Source organism: Methylomarinum sp. Ch1-1, assembly GCF_030717995.2.
Taxonomy (GTDB): domain Bacteria; phylum Pseudomonadota; class Gammaproteobacteria; order Methylococcales; family Methylomonadaceae; genus Methylomarinum; species Methylomarinum roseum.
This window is the reverse complement of the sequence record NZ_CP157743.1, coordinates 2,396,050-2,415,119: the sequence shown is the minus strand read 5'-3', so window position 1 is coordinate 2,415,119 and position 19,070 is coordinate 2,396,050. Positions and strand designations below refer to the sequence as shown.

14 protein-coding genes are annotated in these 19,070 nt (G+C 54.0%); 3 read left to right on the top strand and 11 right to left on the bottom strand.

Annotated features, from left to right (window positions below; genetic code table 11):
- Positions 1 to 437: 437 nt before the first annotated feature.
- The 7 genes from Q9L42_RS11195 to Q9L42_RS11165 form a co-directional block, all read right to left on the bottom strand.
- Positions 438 to 926 (bottom strand): STAS domain-containing protein, encoded by a 489-nt coding sequence (locus tag Q9L42_RS11195; RefSeq protein WP_349431091.1) that lies wholly within the window; start codon positions 924 to 926, stop codon positions 438 to 440.
- Positions 926 to 1,687, bottom strand: coding sequence for a ParA family protein (locus Q9L42_RS11190; RefSeq protein ID WP_305908322.1), 762 nt, complete (start codon positions 1,685 to 1,687; stop codon positions 926 to 928). Before Q9L42_RS11190 ends, Q9L42_RS11195 begins: the two co-directional genes overlap by 1 nt.
- On the bottom strand, positions 1,687 to 2,172 hold the full coding sequence (locus Q9L42_RS11185) for a chemotaxis protein CheW (protein WP_305908323.1): 486 nt from the start codon (positions 2,170 to 2,172) through the stop codon (positions 1,687 to 1,689). The genes Q9L42_RS11190 and Q9L42_RS11185 overlap by 1 nt, the downstream gene beginning before the upstream one ends.
- Before the next feature lie 22 nt (positions 2,173 to 2,194).
- Complete coding sequence (locus Q9L42_RS11180; RefSeq protein WP_305908324.1) at positions 2,195 to 4,546, bottom strand: methyl-accepting chemotaxis protein; 2,352 nt, start codon at positions 4,544 to 4,546, stop codon at positions 2,195 to 2,197.
- Positions 4,547 to 4,744: 198 nt separating this feature from the next.
- Positions 4,745 to 5,251 carry a chemotaxis protein CheW gene (locus Q9L42_RS11175; RefSeq protein WP_305910223.1) on the bottom strand — a complete coding sequence of 169 codons (507 nt, stop codon included), beginning with the start codon at positions 5,249 to 5,251 and terminating at the stop codon, positions 4,745 to 4,747.
- 36 nt (positions 5,252 to 5,287) lie between these two features.
- Positions 5,288 to 7,366 (bottom strand): chemotaxis protein CheA, encoded by a 2,079-nt coding sequence (locus Q9L42_RS11170; protein WP_349431090.1) that lies wholly within the window; start codon positions 7,364 to 7,366, stop codon positions 5,288 to 5,290.
- A gap of 171 nt (positions 7,367 to 7,537) precedes the next feature.
- Entirely contained in the window at positions 7,538 to 7,900 is a 363-nt protein-coding gene (locus Q9L42_RS11165) for a response regulator (protein WP_305908326.1), read from the bottom strand.
- A gap of 348 nt (positions 7,901 to 8,248) precedes the next feature.
- Between Q9L42_RS11165 and Q9L42_RS11160 the strand changes: the two genes are divergently transcribed.
- From Q9L42_RS11160 to Q9L42_RS11150, 3 genes are all read left to right on the top strand, one after another.
- On the top strand, positions 8,249 to 11,722 hold the full coding sequence (locus tag Q9L42_RS11160) for a PAS domain S-box protein (RefSeq protein WP_305908327.1): 3,474 nt from the start codon (positions 8,249 to 8,251) through the stop codon (positions 11,720 to 11,722).
- A 1,411-nt stretch (positions 11,723 to 13,133) separates the two neighbouring features.
- Positions 13,134 to 13,322, top strand: a complete 189-nt coding sequence (locus tag Q9L42_RS11155) for a response regulator (RefSeq protein ID WP_305908331.1) — start codon at positions 13,134 to 13,136, stop codon at positions 13,320 to 13,322.
- A 141-nt stretch (positions 13,323 to 13,463) separates the two neighbouring features.
- A complete protein-coding gene (locus tag Q9L42_RS11150) occupies positions 13,464 to 14,522 on the top strand; it encodes an HD-GYP domain-containing protein (protein WP_305908332.1) in 1,059 nt (352 codons plus the stop codon).
- Between the two features lie 18 nt (positions 14,523 to 14,540).
- Here the strand turns inward: Q9L42_RS11150 and Q9L42_RS11145 are convergent, their stop codons facing one another.
- The 4 genes from Q9L42_RS11145 to Q9L42_RS11130 form a co-directional block, all read right to left on the bottom strand.
- Positions 14,541 to 15,248 (bottom strand): DsbC family protein, encoded by a 708-nt coding sequence (locus tag Q9L42_RS11145; RefSeq protein WP_305908333.1) that lies wholly within the window; start codon positions 15,246 to 15,248, stop codon positions 14,541 to 14,543.
- A gap of 388 nt (positions 15,249 to 15,636) precedes the next feature.
- Positions 15,637 to 16,995: an RIP metalloprotease RseP gene (gene rseP, locus Q9L42_RS11140; protein WP_349431089.1), complete on the bottom strand. Its 1,359-nt coding sequence runs from the start codon at positions 16,993 to 16,995 to the stop codon at positions 15,637 to 15,639.
- Entirely contained in the window at positions 16,995 to 18,179 is a 1,185-nt protein-coding gene (gene ispC / locus Q9L42_RS11135; protein ID WP_305908334.1) for a 1-deoxy-D-xylulose-5-phosphate reductoisomerase, read from the bottom strand. The genes rseP and ispC overlap by 1 nt, the downstream gene beginning before the upstream one ends.
- A complete protein-coding gene (locus Q9L42_RS11130) occupies positions 18,176 to 19,051 on the bottom strand; it encodes a phosphatidate cytidylyltransferase (RefSeq protein ID WP_305908335.1) in 876 nt (291 codons plus the stop codon). Before Q9L42_RS11130 ends, ispC begins: the two co-directional genes overlap by 4 nt.
- Positions 19,052 to 19,070: the final 19 nt, after the last annotated feature.

Sequence of the window (19,070 nt, the reverse complement as noted above, 5' to 3'; positions counted from 1 at the left end):
TGGCTCTTTTCGCGCCGAGGGCGGCGCTCCTACGCAAAGCACCGCCTTGCCTTCGGATGTGCCGAGCAGCGTGAAGCGCATCAACACATGGTGCGCTTCCTATCGTCAGCACACCCTACCGCATCGTAGGGCGGCTTCGCGTAGGGTGGCTTCGCGAAGCAAGCCACCACAACCCGCACCGAGGGCCAAATTGGCGTAGGATGGATCAAGCGCAGCGGATCCGCCAACCCCCCGCACCGGAGCCAAATTAGCCGTTATTGGTATCCAGGCGGATTGCCTGGCGGCGAATCCACCCTACGGTTGCGATGCCCATGTAAAGCCGATCGTCGTGAAGCACATCGAAACATGGTGCGCTTCCTATCGTCAGCACACCCTACCCACACCGTAGGGCGGGGCGGAACGATGACCAACCCGGTCTAAATAAGTTACACGATCAGTTAAAAAAATCCGGCGGCAGCCTGGTCCACATCCAGCATTTCCGCCAAGCCCAGTAATTCAGCCGCTTCAATAAAGTTTTCCGAAGGAAAATCGATGACCACCTCCTTACCGGCCTTGAGCGCCGATATCTTCAATACGATCAACAACTGCATCACAGCGGTATCAATCGAATTAACCCGTGAGGCATCTATCTCGATTTTTTCACGACTGTCCAGCCTGGCGATCATATCCTGATGCAAAGCCGCGACATGAGCAATCGTCAACGTCGAGTCCAATAGCAACGCTGCCTGCTCGGAATATGCGCCAGTATCATCCTCGCCGTCCACTTGTCTCACCGCCATCGCCTCCGCTTCATTTTCGGCTTCGGCGAAAATATGCGCATCATCGCCGGGCCCTTCGACGGGGGGCGCCTCGACTTGATTTTCTTGCTGTTCCAGCCAAGCCAGCGGATCATAACCGATCAAACCATGCTGTTGTTTTTCCGCCATCACATCACCTTATTTTCCAAAAAGTCCTGCGCCAGATTCCTGAAATCCCTTGCCGAACGGCTGCCGGGCCGATATTCGTGGATTGTCTTGCCGGCGCTGGGACATTCCGCCAATAAGGCAGACTCCCGGATCACCGTCGCCAATATCTGTTTGGGGAAATGTTTCTGCAGCGTGTTCAGCACTTCCCGAGAGATCCTCCGGGTCGTCGCATAGCGAGACATCAGCAACGCCGTCTTGTAGTGCTTACGCAATGCTTTCTCAAAACGCTTGATCGTGCCCATCAAATAAGCAAGGCCCTGCAACGACAAGAAATCACCGCTCATCGGAATCAAAATCTCATCGGCGGCGAACAGCGCGTTGGCAACCAATACGCCCGAAGAAGGCGGGCAATCGATAAAGACGAAATCCTGATCATGCAAGCTTTGCCGTAGCGCCCTGCTCAACAAGCCTCCTCTAGCCGCGCCCCCTGCGGCCAATTGCTCAATTTCCTGCAGCCTCGGTCCGGCGGCGATCAAATTCAGATTCTCCCTGACCTCCAACAACTGCTGGTCAATATCGGCCGTTCCCAGCATCACCTCGTCGATGCCGGCTCTATCGACGGCGACCATGCCCAGCGAAACGGCCAGATGGCCTTGCGGGTCCAGATCGATGACGGTGACTTTGTAGCCCATCCTGGCCAGCGCATGCGTCAGATTCGCCGATATCGTTGTTTTTCCGACGCCGCCTTTCTGATTGAGTACGCCGACGATCCTCGCTCCCATCAAAGTCCCTCGACCCCGTCAAACTCTTCCGGATTCAGCAACTTGGCTACATTCAGCAATAACACCATCTTGTCCTCGATGACATACATGCCGCGCATATAGCGGGTGTCGATATGGGAACCGAGATTGGGCGCCTCCTTGATATCGACTGCATTGACATCCAAAACATCGGAAACCGAATCGGCCACAATCCCCATCACCGAGGTCCCCGATTGATGCTCGACACAGAGGACAATGACAACCGTCATCGGCGAGTAGTCGGTCCTGTCCATCTTAAAGCGCTCTCTCAAGTCGACAATCGGCACGATAGAACCGCGCAGATTTAAGGCGCCTTTGATGAAAGCCGGGGTATTCGGAATCTCTCGAACCGGCTCCCAACCTCTAATTTCCTGAACCTTCAGAATGTCGACCCCATAGACTTCGCCGGCGATTTCGAAGGTCAAAAATTGATCGATTTCTTTATTGGACAATGCGTCATCTGTCATGATTGGAGTTCCCGGCCATTAATCAAAACTCTTCCCATTCATCATCATCGAGGGTGGAACTATAACGCTTACTTTCTGAATACGAGACCTGACTCGGCTCCGCCGTCTTGGTCGGCTTTGACAGCCCGGCTTCTGTCCTGGCTTGCGACTGCCCGCTTTGGACGCTCTCCGCCTTGACGCCGTCGATCTTGAAAAAAGACAACAGTTCCACCATCTGATCCGATTGTTCGCTCATCGAAACGCTGGCGGCCGAGGCCTGTTCGGCCAACGCCGCGTTTTGCTGAGTAATCTCATCCATTTGGGCGACGGCCTGGTTCACCTGTTCGATGCCGGCGGATTGTTCGGCGCTGGCCGCGGCGATTTCCGCGACAATATCGCCGACTTTTTTAACGCCGCCGACAATTTCGTTCAGCGCACTGCCGGTTTCGTTGACAAACTCGGTGCCTGTTTTAACCTTTTGCACGCTGTTTTGAATCAGCTCCTTACTTTCTTTGGCCGCTGTCGCACTGCGTTGCGCCAAATTCCTCACTTCCGTCGCAACCACCGAGAAACCGCGGCCCTGCTCACCGGCTCTCGCCGCTTCCACCGAAGCGTTCAGGGCCAACAAATTGGTCTGGAAGGCAATCTCATCGATGACACCGATGATGTCGGCAATTTTATTACTACTCTCGTTGATCTCCTGCATCGCCGAAACCGCCGAAGAAACGACTGAGCCGCCTCGTTCCGCCAATTCCCTGGCGTTGTTAGCCAAGCTATTGGCCTGTTGGGCGTTGTCGGCATTATTCTTGACGGTGCTGGTCAGCTCCTCCATGCTGGAAGCGGTTTCCTCGAGACTGGAAGCCTGCTGCTCGGCGCGCTGCGAGAGATTATTATTGCCGCTGGCGATTTCCTGGGAGGAATTGTTGATGAAGCTGGCCGAACTATTGATCTGAGCGAAAATATCGGCCAATTTATCGATCGTCGCATTGATATCGTTTTTACAGGCCAAATACGCGCCTTCATATTCACTGCTGATTTTGTTGTTCAAATCGCCACCGGCCATGCTCTTCATCGTGCTGCCCACATCGCTGAAGACATTTTCGATGACGTCGGCCAATTCATTGATGCCTTCGCTCAATTTGGCGAAGAAGCCGTCTTTATCGGCCAATTCGATGCGATTATTCAACTGTCCCGTTTTCACCGCCTCGACGATATCGGCGATCTCCTGCTCGATTTTCACCTCGTGCGTTCTGTCCACCCATTCCACGACGATGCCGATGCGTTCATTGCCATCGTTCTTAACCGGGTTGGCGACGATATCCATGTGTCGATTGCCGATCACCAGCGTCGAAGCAAAGGTTCTGTCCAGACGCCCCAATAAATCGCGTTGATGGGCCGGGTTCTTATGAAACTGATCTATGTTCGCGCCCATCAGATCTGCCGCGGAGAAATTCGGCAACTGCTGGCGTATATCCGCCTCGGCGGTTTCAAACATCTTCTGAACGGTGTGATTCATGTATATGATGTCCAGATCATTATTCGCCACCATCACGCAAGAGCCGACGTTATCCAACGCCTGCTTGATCCGCAGGTTGGCGGCGCCGACCTCCTTGGAATGGGCCAAATCGGAATTCAATTTAACCTGCATGCTGTAAAGCGCACGCTGGAATTCGCCGATCTGATCGTTGCGGTTCAGCTCGATCTTGTTCCGGAATTGTTCATCGGCAAGGCGATAGAAGATATCGGAGGATTCGGCCAAGGTATCGACGAATTTTTTCACCATCGCCCCGCCGACAAAGACCGCGGCCACAGTCAACAAGGTCATCAACGCCAACAAACTCCAGTTTTGTTGCAGATAAAGTTGGTACAGCAAATACAGGTCGGGAGCCAGGAAGCCAGCCGTGGCCAGTCCGGCCTTTTTCCAGATGGACATTTCCTTGAGGTTTTTAACCACGGCGGCGACGCCCTTGGGCCTGAGCTGCGCCTTATTGGCGTTGAGTCGTCGATAAAGCTCCTCCGCCCGCATGATCTGCTCACGGGTCGGCGCATAGCGGACCGACAGAAATTCCTGCACCTTACCGTTTTTATAAACCGGCGTCACATTGGCTTCCACCCAATAATAATCGCCCGACTTAGTTCGGTTTTTGATCGGCGCCGTCCACGCTTTGCCCGCCTTCAGACACTGCCACAGATCCTCGAACGCCGCCGGCGGCATATCGGGATGACGGACGATGTTATGGTTCGATCCGACCAACTCTTCGCGAGTGAAGCCGCTGATCTCGACGAAGGCGTCATTGGCGTAAGTGATAATGCCTTTCAGATTGGTGCGGGTGACCAGTATTGTCCCCTGTTTCATCAAGACTTCGTGATCGGTGACCGGGTGGTTGATTCTCATGCTAAATTCTCCTTTGCGACCCAGTTATATTGATTATTCGTAATTATTCAGCGTATTTTTATCAGGGGGAGTAGGCTATTGATTTATCGGGCTGTCTGCAACAGGACGTTGCAGTCAGAGCTTACATGGAAGTATTCACGCGTCCCGAGAAATCAATGGTCTACTCCCTAAACCTTGAAAGATACTGAATAGTTACGATTATTCTTTATGTTCATCATCCCCATCCAGACTCTCAAGATTTAGTAATTTATCCACATCCAACAACATGACCATCTTGTCGTTGACAGCGGCCAGTCCGTTAATAAACTCTGTGCTGACCTTGACGCCGAAATTGGGCGTCGTCTGAATGACGCTTTTGTCGATATCGACGACATCGGAAACGGCGTCGACGACGACTCCCATCGCCCGCGTCCTACCAGAGATATATGCCTGCAACACCACGACCACGGTCAACGGACTGTAATCCAGATGGCCCAGGCCGAAACGCTCCCTTAAGTCGATAATCGGCACGATCGCGCCGCGCAAGTTGACCACCCCTTTTTCGTAACCGGGCACATTGGGGATGCGCGACACGGGTTCCCAACTGCGAATTTCCTGAACCCGAAGTATATCGACGCCGTATTCCTCCTGACCCAAGGTAAAACTCAGGATCTGCATCGCATCGGCCGACGGCTTGCCGTCCCCGACGACTTCGGTCTGCTGCATTGCCAATTCTGCTGTCATATCTCACTCAAATCCGAATTATTGGTTAGACAAGCGCACTAGCCCGGGAATATCGAGAATCAGCGCCACCGAGCCGTCGCCCAATATGGTCGCGCCGGACACGCCTTCAATACGCCGATAATTGGCTTCCAGCGACTTGATCACCACCTGCTGCTGACCCAGTAAATCGTCGACGAACAAGCCGCATTTAACGCCCTGGCCTTCGACGACGACGAGCAAGCCCTCGCTCAACTGGGTGGCTCGCGCCGACTCGACATTAAAAATCTCATGCATGCGCACGATCGGCAGATATTCGTTGCGCAGGCGAAATGTCTCTCCTTTGCCGGCGACGCTGTTGACTCTGTCTTCGCCGATATTCATCGATTCGACGATCGAGCCCAGCGGCACGATGAAGCGCTCTTCGCCAACGGCGACCGACTGCCCGTCCAGAATCGCCAAGGTCAGCGGCAGATGAATCGATATCGTCGAGCCTTTGCCCAACTCGGAAACGAGCTCGATGTTGCCGCCCAAGGCCTGGATGTTCTTCCGCACCACATCCATGCCGACGCCGCGTCCGGACACATCGGTCAGTTGCGCCGCCGTGGAAAAGCCCGGCATAAAAATCAATTCATAGGTTTGTTTATCGTTCAGGATCGCGTCTTCCTCAATCAAGCCTTTTTCGATGGCCTTCGCGCGCAGCTTATCCTTGTCCAATCCACGGCCGTCATCAACCACCTCGATGACGATGTTGCCGCCGCGATGATAGGCCTCCAGCACCACCGTGCCGATCTCCGGCTTACCGGCCGCCCTTCTTTCTTCCGGCATTTCGATGCCATGATCCAGGCTGTTGCGAACCAGATGCACCAGCGGATCACTCAGCAACTCCACCACGGTCTTATCGACTTCGGTCTGTTCGCCGACCAGCTTCAGTTCGATTTTTTTACCCAGCTTTGCGCTTAGGTCATGAACCAATCTTGGAAAACGGCTGAATACGAAGCTGATAGGCAGCATGCGAATATTCATCACGCTTTCCTGCAGCTCGCGGGTATGGCGCTCCAACTGAGACAGACCGTTTTTCAGCTGGTCGAGCTTATTGACCTCAAAATGTTCGCCGATCAGGCTGAGCATCGATTGAGTAATGACCAATTCGCCGACCATGTTGATTAGGGTATCGATTTTTGCGGTATCGACGCGTATCGAACTGGAGCCTTTCTGAGTGGATTTGCTGGCTTCTTTTTTTGCATCTTTAGGCTTCGCCGGTGATGAATCGGCCGGCTTCGTCGAATCATTCGTCCCCGTTTTAACGGGCGCCTGAACTTGTCGAGGCGCGCTGAATCGGTCGCCTGTTTCGTTTTGTGTTGCTTGCGGCGCCTCATTATGCTCCGTAACGCCGCCGAGCGACGCCTGTATCGCCAAATCGCACTCGTCTTCGACCCAAGCGAAAATCTCATCGATTTCGGCCCTGGGAATATCCCCATTGACGCTTAGCTGCCAGGATAGATGACATTCTTCTGGATCCAAGTCATGAATATCCGGAACGCCCTGAAAATCGACCGTGGCTTCGATGTCGCCGAGTTCGGCTAGTTCTCGGAACATTCTCACCGGATCGTTGCCGGTTCTGAGCAAATCGGTATGCGGACTGAAAGCGATGCGCCAGCCTTCGACCTCGCTCGCTTGCTCGGCGACAGCGTTGCCTTCCACACCGGTATCGTCTGACCGAGGGGATACCGAGCCGCCGCTTTCGAATTCCCGTTGCAGCGCTTGTTGATGGGCGGCGACGCTTTCCGTATCGAGATTCTGCTGATCGCGGATGGCGGTCAGCATTTCTCGCAAACAATCGACCGAACCGAGCAAAACATCGACCGCGGACTGAGTGACCGGTCGACTGCCGTCGCGCATTTCATCGAGCAGGGTTTCCATGACATGAGTAAAATCGGAAACCGAGGTAAAACCGAAGGTGCCACTGCCGCCTTTAATGGAATGGGCGGCTCTGAAGATGGTGTTGATTGCATCGATATCGCCCTCATCCAGATTCAACAATCCGGTTTCCATCGCGTCCAGGCCTTCGAAACTTTCTTCGAAAAAAACCTGATGAAACTGAGCCATATCAATAGACATAGGACTGCCTGTACAGTGTGGACGTCATTTAGGGAGTCTGCTTTGACATTTATTCAGGGTTGCTCGGCGCCCGGCAACAATCGATGAGGGAATATTCCCTCAATACCAAGCTGGATGGTTACATCATGCAAAAAAAGCCGCATGCTCAATCGTTCTCCAACAGCTTATCGACTAGCCGATGACTTTCTTGATGGTTTTTAACAATTGGTCTGGATTAAAAGGCTTGACGATCCAGCCGGTCGCGCCGGCCGCCTTGCCCAATTGTTTTTTGTCGGTTCCCGACTCGGTGGTCAGCATCAGCAGAGGGGTGAATTTATAAGCCGGCAACGCGCGCAAATCCTTGATCAAGGCAATACCGTCTTTATTCGGCATATTGACATCGGTCACGACGCAATCGAATTTTTGGGCTTTTGCTTTATTCAGCGCATCGACGCCGTCAACCGCCTCAACGACGGTGTGGCCCGCCCCTTTCAAGGTGAACGAGACCATTTGTCTCATCGATGCCGAATCATCTACAGAAAGAATAGTTGCCACATTAATCTCCTCGTTAATCATTAATCTTTAATGATGTATTAAACTAGTTGTATTTTTTATTGTAGTACATTAAATATTTCATGTAATCTATTGATTACATGTTCAGGAAATATTGCCGCCATTTCCCGAGAATCACTATCCAAGTATTTATTGGAACTTACCAGGCATATTTAGGCTGTCAACACATTTTCGTGACCTCGATCGCATTTTTTCTAACTGCCCAGCAATTCCCACTTTGGCGTTCAAAAATGCTCAAACTGGGAATTGCTGCTAACTGCCTATAACGTTTGAAAATTAAAATATTCCTGCTAAAGACAATACTAATAAACATAACTCAAGTCTTTTCAAATGCAAGCTCAGTCACCTTCTTTGTTCGATTTACGCCGGCAATTCCACCAACAACTGCCAATCAGGCTAGCCGCCATGTATGAACATTTTCAGCGCACGGACGCCAGCCTTTGGCTATCGGAAGAAAGCGCAGCCCTGCACCGGGGGATCCATGATCTGATAGGCCTAGCCGGCACATTCGGCATGCAATCGCTAAGCTATGCCGCCCGAGTGACAGAAGCCCAGGTTGCGGAAGTGGTTCGGGCCGGCATAGCGCCCGACGAAACCACCCGGCAAACCATCGATTCATCACTGAACAGCTTGCGGCAACTTGCCCTCAGCCGGCTAGACCATGATGCCGAAACGCCTTACCCTCCACATCTGAACGCACGCCTCGACGCTGCGCCGTTAGTTCACATGCTGGGGAATGATCCGGTCCAGAACGAAACGATCCTGCGCGTTTTACGGGAAGCGGGCTTCCGCACCCGCTGTTTCAAGGAAACAACGGAATTTCGCACCGCCTTGAAAACCTCCGCCGCTGAACGACCGGCCGCCGTGATCGTGGACCACAACCCTGAACAACAGTCGAAAAATGCGCCGACCATCGCCGAACTCGACCTCGACAAGGAATGCGAAATCCCCATCATCGTGCTGTCGGAAACAGACGATCTCGCGGCGCGACTGGCGGCGTTGCGGGCCGGGGCTCGTCACTATCTGCGCAAACCGGTTGACGCCCTGCGCCTAACCGAGATTCTGGAAGAGCTGAGCAACCGCCAGCCGCAACAAGCCTACCGCGTCCTGCTGATCAACGACGACCCGCTGCAACTCGAAGCGCACGCCGCGATACTGCGCTGCGCAGGCATGGAAACGAGGACTTCGACGCAAGCGTTGCGGATACTGGAGATCATGGATGAATTCGCTCCCGAAGTGGTCCTGCTCGATGTCTTCATGCCCGAAGCCCACGGCTCGGAATTGGCAGAGCTATTGCGCGAGCGCGACCATGACGCCTATTTCGCTATTCTGCTCACTTCCGCCGACACCGACTTGGCTCGAAGGGTGCTGGCAAACAAGCCCGCCCATGACGGTTTTCTAAGCGTACCCGCACACCCTAAGCAGCTGATCGGCGAAGTCACGATTCAAGCCCGACGGGCGCGGCAAAAAAACACACTCCAACAACGTTACCAAGCCTCGCGTTACGAGCTAGAACGCGAGCATACGACAATCAATCAGCACGCCATCGTCAGCATTGCCGACCGGGCCGGGAATATCACCTACGTCAACGACAAGTTTTGCCAAATCAGCGGCTATAGCCACGACGAACTGTTAGGCCAAAATCACCGCATTGTTAAATCCGGCGAACATCCTCCCGCTTTTTACCAGGACTTATGGCAAACGATCCTCGACGGCGAAATCTGGCAAGGCGAAATCTGCAATCGACGCAAAGACGGCCGCCCCTATTGGGTCAAAACGACGATCACCCCATTTTTCGATAATCAGGGACGCCCTTATCAATACGTTTCGATCCGCACCGACATCACCGATATCAAGACGGCGGAACAACGCTTACGACTAGCGCAACGCGCGCTCGCAGCGAGCAATAGCGCCATCAGCATTGTAGACGCGCGGCAAGCCGATAGACCACTGATCTATGTCAACCCGGCTTTTGAACGAATCACCGGCTATCGGCAAGATGAGGTATTAGGCAAGAATTGTCGATTGCTTCAGCGCGAGGACCGCGATCAACCGGCTCTGGTCGAATTACGCCAGGCATTGACTGAAGGCCGGGACGCCAAAGTGCTGCTGCGCAATTATCGCAAGAACGGCGACCTCTTCTGGAACCAACTCCATATCGCACCGGTTTTCGATGAATCCTCTCAGTTGACCCACTTTGTCGGCATTGCCGAGGATGTCAGCGAAAGCCTCAAGGCCACCGAAGCCCTGGAAAAAAGCGAGGAGCGTCTGCGTCGAGGACAACTCTACGCCAATATCGGCACCTGGGAATGGGACATCAGCAGCGGCCAGATCTATTGGTCGGAAAGCATCGGACCACTGTTCGGCCTCCCCAAGGGCGACTTGAGCACCCGCTACGATCGCTTTATGGATGCAATCCATCCGGACGACCGTCAGGCCGTGAACGACGCCATTAATAACTGCATCGAAAACGACACCGAATACAACATCGAGCACAGGGTGATCTGGCCCGATGGCACCGTGCGATGGCTACAGGAGCATGGCGCCGTGAGGCGGAGCTCCGAGGGTCGACCGCTGCAGATGCTGGGCGTGGTGCAAGATATCGGCGACCGCAAACAAGCCGAGCAGGCCTTGATCGACGCTCGCGACGCCGCCAACCGCGCCAATCAAGCCAAATCCGATTTCCTATCCAGCATGAGCCACGAACTGCGCACGCCTTTGAATGCGATCATCGGCTTCGGCCAACTGATGGAACTTGACGAGTTATTAGGCGAAACCCATAGGGACGACGTACGAGAAATTCTTAATGCCGGACGCCACCTGCTGGATCTGATCAACGATATCTTGGATCTGGCCAAGCTGGAATCGGGCCGGCTTTCCTTATCACTGGAGCCGGTCATGATCGGACCGCTGATCGAGGAATGCTTGAGTCTGGTCCAGACGCTCGCCGACAAACGTCAAATCCGTCTACGCCATAAGAAGCTTGATGCGGCGGTGGCGCAAAGTGACCGCACCCGACTGAAACAGGCCCTGCTGAACCTACTCTCGAACGCGATCAAATACAATCGCGACAGCGGCGACGTCACGATCGAAGTCATATCGCTAGGCGAGGAAAGGTTGGGCATCCAGGTGACGGACACCGGTCACGGCATCGCCGCCGAACGCTTGCCGGAACTATTTCACCCCTTCAACCGTCTCGACGCCGAAAACAGCGGCGTCGAGGGCACCGGCATCGGACTCACCATCACCCATCGCATCGTCGCAATGATGGGCGGCGCCGTACACGTGGAAAGCGAAGTCGGCGTCGGCAGCCGCTTCCTCATCGAGCTGCCGCAGTCCGCCCAGCCCCAGCCGAATTATCGTTCCGCACCATCATCGAGCCTATCTTCGACGGCGGCGGACGTCATGCCCGGAGAAAACCTCGTCCTTTATATCGAGGATAACCCCTCGAATCTTAGATTGGTCAACCAGATACTAGAGCGGCGCAAACATATCCACTTGCTCACCGCGCATACCGCCGAATTGGGCATCGAACTGGCGCGCACGCGACGTCCCGATTTGATCCTGCTCGACATCAACATGCCGTCGATGAACGGTTATCAAGTGATCAAGGTCTTGCAAAGCGAGCTCGACTTGAAAACCATCCCGGTCGTCGCGATTACCGCCAATGCGATGCCTCGCGATATCGCCCGAGGCAAGCAAGCCGGTTTCGCCGAGTATCTAACCAAGCCGCTGGATATCAAGCAATTTCATGCCGTCATGAACCGCTTCCTGAATCGCAACCCCGTCTCCCCAATGTCATGATAGATTCCTGAGCCGAAACCTATCTAGACTTGATCATGCAATTTTACGGCCTGCATTTTTACCCTAGGCGCGATCGCCTACGTTTTACCGAAGGCAAGACGATGCTTTGCGTAGGAGCGCCGCCCTCGGCGCGAAAAGAGCCATTCGGCCCGAGGGCGGGCCTCCTACGGGAGGACTTTGGCGAAGCCGCGGCGCCCGCTCCGCCCTACAGTGCGGGTAGGGTGTGCTGACGATAGGAAGCGCACCAGTTTTTGATGCCTTCGCGTTGTTCAGCACATCCTACGAAAGGCATCGCGACCGTAGGGTGGATTCGCCGCCAGGCAATCCGCCTGGATACCAATAACAGCCAATTTGGCCCCGGCGCGGGTTTTGGCGGATCCGCTGCGCTTGATCCACCCACGCCAATTTTGCCCCCGGTGCGGGTTTTGGTGGCTTGCTTCGCGAAGCCGTCCTCCGCGATGCGGTAGGGTGTGCTGACGATAGGAAGCGCACCATTTTTTGATGCGCTTCACGTTGTTCAGGCATCCTACGAAAGGCATCGCGACCGTAGGGTGGATTCGCCGCCAGGCAATCCGCCTCTGGATACGCACAATGGCCAATTTTGCCCCGGCGCGGGTTTTGGTGGCTTGCTTCGCGAAGCCACCCTACGCGAAGCCGCCCTACGTTGGCGGCGGATCCGCTGCGCTTGATCCGCCCTACCGGTACGGGGTGTGCTGACGATAGGAAGCGCACCAGTTTTTGATGCGCTTCACGTTGTTCAGGCATCCTACGAAAGGCATCGCGACCGTAGGGTGGATTCGCCGTCAGGCAATCCGCCTGGATACCAATAACAGCCAATTTGGCCCCGGCGCGGGTTTTGGTGGCTTGCTTCGCGAAGCCACCCTACGCGAAGCCGTCCTCCGCGATGCGGTAGGGTGTGCTGACGATAGGAAGCGCACCATTTTTTGATGCGCTTCACGTTGTTCAGCACATCCTACGAAAGGCATCGCGACCGTAGGGTGGATTCGCCGCCAGGCAATCCGCCTGGATACCAATAACAGCCAATTTGGCCCCGGCGCGGGTTTTGGCGGATCCGCTGCGCTTGATCCACCCACGCCAATTTTGCCCCCGGTGCGGGTTTTGGTGGCTTGCTTCGCGAAGCCACCCTACGCGAAGCCGTCCTCCGCGATGCGGTAGGGTGTGCTGACGATAGGAAGCGCACCAGTTTTTGATGCGCTTCACGTTGTTCAGCACATCCTACGAAAGGCATCGCGACCGTAGGGTGGATTCGCCGCCAGGCAATCCGCCTGGATACGCACAACGGCCAATTTCCCCCGGTGGGGGGAAGGCAAGACGGTGCTTTGCGTAGGAGCGCCGCCCTCGGCGCGAAAAGAGCCATTCGGCCCGAGGGCGGGCCTCCTACGGGCAGACTTTGAACGTTTGGGGCTGGTTAAATAACCCGCCCCTCACCCAGACTATCCCGGTCGTCGCGGTCAGCGCCAACGCCATGCCAATCGACATCGAACGCGGCATCGCAGCTGGCTTCGACGATTACCTGACAAAACCTATAGATATGTTAGACTTGCACGATAAAATCGATCGCAACCTAAGGAAGCGCTGATTAAACCGGCAGTTCCTACAGTGCATCGGCGGCCGCCGAGAAGGCGCTGGGTGAACGGCGTCTACTGAAACAACTGATAAAAAAGCATTTTTATACCGAATAGTTACCCGTTTTCTTAAATAACTAATCACATTCAACCGCATGTGCCCTGAAGTCCTAAAAAACGAACGCATTCTACTCATTGACGACGAACCGGTGAACCTCAAGCTGTTGGATAGAACCTTGCGTCAGCAAGGCTACCAGAACCTGGTGCTGGTGGAAGACCCGCGCGAGGTCGTCGACCGTTATCTCGAGGAGCGAACGGACCTGATCCTGCTCGACCTCAATATGCCCCACCTGGACGGCTATCAGGTGATGGAACAATTGCAGGCGCAGCACGACCCCTTATTGCCTCCCATCGTGATCTTGACCGCCCAACACAGCAAAGACTTCTTGATGCGGGCCTTGGCCGCCGGCGCCCGCGACTTCATCACCAAGCCATTCGACCGCAATGAACTGGTGATGCGCGTACACAATTTATTGGAGGCGCAGTTGGCTCATCGCCTGCTGCACGATCAAAAATCGGTATTGGAAAAGATGGTGAGCATACGCACCGAAGAGCTGCACCACACCCGGCTTCAGATCGTGCAGCGCTTAGGCATGGCTTCGGAATATCGCGACGAGGAAACCGGCAATCATATTTTGCGCATGAGTCACATTTGCGCGTTGCTAGCCGAAGCCATCGGCTGGGACGAGGCGCAATGCGACTTGATCCTGAACGCCAGCCCGATGCATGACATCGGCAAGATCGGCATTCCCGACGCCATATTATTGAAACCGGGAAAATTCGAGCCGGAAGAATGGGAAATCATGAAGAGCCATGCAGAAATCGGGGCCAAACTGCTCGACGGAGACGACTCCGAGCTGCTGCGCATGGCCCGAGATATCGCACTGACGCACCACGAAAAATGGGACGGCAGCGGCTATCCTAACGGCTTGGTCGGCGAAGAAATCCCCCAAGCCGGACGCATCGCCGCACTGGCCGACGTATTCGACGCCCTAACCTCGCAGCGCCCCTATAAAAAGGCCTGGAGCGTCGAGGCTGCGCTCAGTTTTATCCTCGACAACCGCGGCCTGCATTTCGACCCGGCGCTAACCGATGTTTTCGCAGAGCAATTACCGGCAATCGTTGCCATCAAGCAACGCTACGCCGAACCGTAACCCGAAATAAGGCGAGGTTTATTCGGCCGCCAATGCCCTTGCCAATTGCTTGGCCGGCACATAACCGGGAAAGATATTGCCTTTCTCGGTGACGATCATCGGCGTCCCTCTCGCTTCGAATTCCGCGCCTAACTGCATGTGCTCATCGACCGGATTGTCGCAAGTTTTCGCTTCCGGCTCATTGCCTTGTTTCGCCGAAGTCAACGCGGCATTGCGGTCGTCGGCGCACCATACCGAAATCGCCTTTTTGTAGGAATCGGATCCTTTGCCGGCGCGCGGGAAAAACAAATATTGGATGGTGATGCCTTCGGCCATGTACTGATCCAGCTCCGAATGCAGTTTACGACAATATCCACAATCGATATCGGTAAACACGGAAACCTTATAACGACTGTTTTCCGGTTTAAAGATAATCGTTTGCTCCTCGCCCAGTTCCTCGATGGCCGCAACCCTGTTACCGGCGAGTTTATTTTCGGTTAAATCCTTTCTCGCGGCAATATCGATAACATGGCCTTGCACCAGGTATTTGCCGTCATCGGATACATAAAAGATATTGGAGCCGACCGTCACCTCATAGAGACCGTCTATTTCCGAAGGCTTGACGGCATCAATCTCCAGCGCAGGCATGGAAACACCGAGAGCCTGCCTGATAGACGCTTCATCGGCTTGAACGCTCGAAATAAGGAGGGCGCTGGACAGCGCGGCGAGTTTGATTATTTTTTTCATCGATTTCCTTAGCGGTGATCTAATAAATTTACGATGGCCGTTCGACTATTGCAGCCCTCTTTAGTTTCCTGCCGGGTAAACAAATGGTAATTATTCAGCGTATTTTTATCAGAGGGAGTAGGCTATTGATTTATCGGGCTGTCTGCAACAGGACGTTGCAGCCAGAGCTTACGCCGCACAAGGAAGTGCAAGTGCAGCGTGAAGCAGGATGCTGTTAGCAGCCATGGATGTATTCACCCAGCACCTAAATACCCTAGGTTATTGGCTATGATTAATAATCTTCGTTAATTTAGGTGCTGGGTGAACGCGTCCCGAGAAATCAATGGTCTACTCCCTAAACCCTGAAAGATACTGAATAGTTACAACAAATGTTGCGCTATGCTCGATATTAAAACAGACGATCAAGATCGAGAAAAATAGCCAACATCATCAAGGTGACTAATAACAGAACGCCGAGTTGCTGAAAATAAATCTGCACATTTTCCGAAACCGGACTGCCCTTGATCGCCTCGATAGCGAAAAACAGCAAATGCCCGCCATCGAGGACCGGAATCGGCAGCAGATTCAAGATTCCCAGGCTGACGCTGATCAGCCCCAGGTATTTCAAAAACGACACCAAGCCCATTTCCGCAGACTGGCCGGCATATTGGGCGATACTGATAGGACCGCTCAGATTCTCAACCGAGGCCTTGCCTATCAACATTTTCCCCATCATCTTCAACGTTCCGACCGAATACAGCCAAGTTTTTTCGAAGGCCGCCGGAATCGCCGCCCATGGCGATAAACTATAAGTGACTCGAATTTCTTCCAGCAAATCTTCCGGCACCTCGACGGCGGCCCCTATCTTGCCGACCGTTTCATCCTCCTGCTCCAAGGCATTGGGAATGACATTGAGCGGCAATCGGACGCCATCTCTTTCCACGACCAGCTTAATCAAGGTGTTTGGCCGCTGCTGTACATACTCGACCCAGGCCATCCAATCATTGATAACCTCGCCGTCGGCGCTGATAATCAGATCGCCGGCGCGCAATCCGGCTTCCTGCGCCGCCCCGCCATCGAGCACCTTGCTGATTAGCGGCGGCAAATTCGGATACCAAGGCTTCAAGCCAAGCCGTTTATAGAGGGTTTGCGGCTTGGCGATATCGCTATCGACCAGCTTGAGCATGCGGGTTGCTTCCGTGTCATCCGGGGTTTTCACGGTCAACTCAATCATGCGATCGCCGCTGTTAGCCTCCGAAAACAATAAGCCGATCGCTTCCGACCAGGTCGGCGCCGGTTTATCATTGATCTTGAGGATTTCCTCGCCCTCCAACAGGCCGGCTTCGGCCGCCAACGTGCCCGGCTCGACCGCGCCGATGATCGGTCGGATGCCGGTTTCGCCAAGAATCAACACCCACCAGAATAAAAAAACCGCCAAAATCAAATTAAAGATCGGCCCGGCGGCGACGATCGCCGAACGAGCGCCCAGGGACTGACGATTGAAGGAATAAGGCAGATCCTCTTCCTTGACTTCGCCTTCCCTTTCATCGACCATTTTGACATAGCCGCCCAAAGGGATCGCCGAGACCACATATTCGGTCGTTTCCGGGTTTTTTTGATACGACCAGACCGCCTTGCCGAAGCCGATGGAGAAACGCAGGACCTTGACGCCCGATTTTCGGGCGACCCAGAAGTGACCGAATTCATGGAAGGCCACCAAAATACTGACAGCCACGACAAAATAAAATAGGCTGTGCAACACTTCCATCAGACGACCAAGGTCTCTATGAGACGTTCCGCCGCATCTCTAGCCTGTTGATCGGCCCGCAGCACCTGCTCCAAGGAATCCGCTTTGTCAGCGCTAAATTGACTCATAGTATTCTCGATAATGTTGGCAATCTCGGTAAAACGTATCCGTTCATGCAAAAAGGCGTCCACTGCGATTTCATTGGCTGCATTCAATACAGTCGGCATGATGCCGCCCGCCTTGATCGCTTCATAAGCTAACCGCAAGCAGGGAAAGCGCTGCAAATCAGGTTCTTCGAAATCCATTTGCTTGACATCAAAAATATTCAATGGTTCGACACCGGAATCGAAACGGTCTGGCCAGGCCATCGCGTGAGCGATCGGAATGCGCATATCCGGATTGCCCATCTGAGCCAACACCGAGCCATCCACATAATCGACCATCGAATGGATGATGCTCTGCTTGTGTATCACCACTTGAATATCATCGGGCGACATAGTGAACAGCAAACAGGCCTCGATCAGCTCCAAGCCCTTGTTCATCATCGTCGCCGAATCCACCGATATTTTCCGGCCCATATCCCATTTAGGGTGGGCGACGGCCTGTTCGGGGGTCACATCGTCCAAGGCTTCAATCGGGGTTGTCCGAAAAGGTCCGCCGGAGGCCGTCAACAGTATACGCCTGGCCTGTTTGGCATTGGAACCGGCCACATAGCCGCCCGGCATGCACTGAAAGATGGCGTTATGTTCGCTGTCGATCGGCAGCAAGTGGGCGCCGGACTCCTTGACGGCCTGCATGAAGATATCCCCGGACATCACCAAGGCCTCTTTATTGGCCAGCAATACCGTTTTGCCGGCCTTCGCGGCGGCCAGCGTCGGCAACAAGCCGGCGGCGCCGACGATCGCCGCCATCACCGAATCGACTTGATCCAGCGTAGCGACCTGCTGCAAGGCGTCGGCGCCGGCCAGCACCTTGATATCGGCGACCGGCGATGCAGCGATCTTTTCCCTAAACGCATCGGCCTTGTCTTCGGCCGCGACGACGACATATTCAGGATGGTGAGTCAGACACTGTTGATATAATACCTCAACATTGTTATTGGCGGTCAAGGCAACGACCCGATAATGGTCCGCATGCCTGGCGACCACATCCAGGGTGCTGACGCCGATTGAGCCCGTGGCCCCGAGTATGCAAATACCTTTCATGAAAACACGCTCCGACCGATCAAAATAATACCGGCATAATAAAACGGCGCCGCGGCGATAATGCTATCGATCCGGTCCAACACGCCTCCGTGCCCCGGCAGCAAGGCTCCGCTATCCTTGACGCCCTTTTGTCTTTTCACCAAACTGAAGAACAAATCGCCATAAATCGACACCAGCACCGTCAATACCGACAGCAGCGTGAAATCGGTCGCGATCATAAACGGAAAACCATAAATCAGGCTCAGCACGACGGCGCACAACAGGCCTGCACATAATGCCCCATACATGCCCTGCAAAGTCTTACCCGGACTGATCGGCTCACACAATTTTTCCTTGCCGAATTTTTTACCGCTAAAATAAGCGGCGATATCGGCGGCCCAAATCAGGATCAAAAAATACATCACCATTTCAGAACCGTAATACGCCCTCAATTTAGTCAAGAACATCCATGCAGACAATAACACAAACCAACCGGTGAAAGCCTTATATTTGCGTTTCAAGTCCAGTTCCAACAACTGATCCGGCACTCTTCTGATCAGCAGCATCATCACCACCCAGAACAAAACCGGGCCGATGACTAGCCATTCCAAGACTCCCGAGTATTCCTTTACGCCTGGCCACTCCAGCGCTTGAGCCAAAATTTCCAGCAACACCGTCCAGAATTGAATGCCCAGCATCGGAACAATCAGAGCGACAATAAAACCTAATTTAGCGGGCAACTTGTCGATACCGACCAAGGCCGTCCATTCCCAGGCGCCCAACAACACAATCAGGCCGATAAACAATGCAAAATAATGGATTGGCAACAGAAAAACCGCGGAGACGGCGACTGCAACCAAGACCAAAGCGGTTAAGATACGAGGTAATAGCATGATGATATTAAGGTAATTA

Coding starts and splice junctions, on each gene's coding strand:
- Q9L42_RS11150 (WP_305908332.1), top strand. CDS start 13,464: ATGTGCCCTGAAGTCCTAAAAAACGAACGCATTCTACTCATTGACGAC.
- Q9L42_RS11170 (WP_349431090.1), bottom strand. CDS start 7,366: ATGTCTATTGATATGGCTCAGTTTCATCAGGTTTTTTTCGAAGAAAGT.
- ispC (WP_305908334.1), bottom strand. CDS start 18,179: ATGAAAGGTATTTGCATACTCGGGGCCACGGGCTCAATCGGCGTCAGC.
- Q9L42_RS11145 (WP_305908333.1), bottom strand. CDS start 15,248: ATGAAAAAAATAATCAAACTCGCCGCGCTGTCCAGCGCCCTCCTTATT.
- Q9L42_RS11195 (WP_349431091.1), bottom strand. CDS start 926: ATGGCGGAAAAACAACAGCATGGTTTGATCGGTTATGATCCGCTGGCT.
- Q9L42_RS11160 (WP_305908327.1), top strand. CDS start 8,249: ATGCAAGCTCAGTCACCTTCTTTGTTCGATTTACGCCGGCAATTCCAC.
- rseP (WP_349431089.1), bottom strand. CDS start 16,995: ATGGAAGTGTTGCACAGCCTATTTTATTTTGTCGTGGCTGTCAGTATT.
- Q9L42_RS11130 (WP_305908335.1), bottom strand. CDS start 19,051: ATGCTATTACCTCGTATCTTAACCGCTTTGGTCTTGGTTGCAGTCGCC.
- Q9L42_RS11180 (WP_305908324.1), bottom strand. CDS start 4,546: ATGAGAATCAACCACCCGGTCACCGATCACGAAGTCTTGATGAAACAG.
- Q9L42_RS11175 (WP_305910223.1), bottom strand. CDS start 5,251: ATGCAGCAGACCGAAGTCGTCGGGGACGGCAAGCCGTCGGCCGATGCG.
- Q9L42_RS11190 (WP_305908322.1), bottom strand. CDS start 1,687: ATGGGAGCGAGGATCGTCGGCGTACTCAATCAGAAAGGCGGCGTCGGA.
- Q9L42_RS11185 (WP_305908323.1), bottom strand. CDS start 2,172: ATGACAGATGACGCATTGTCCAATAAAGAAATCGATCAATTTTTGACC.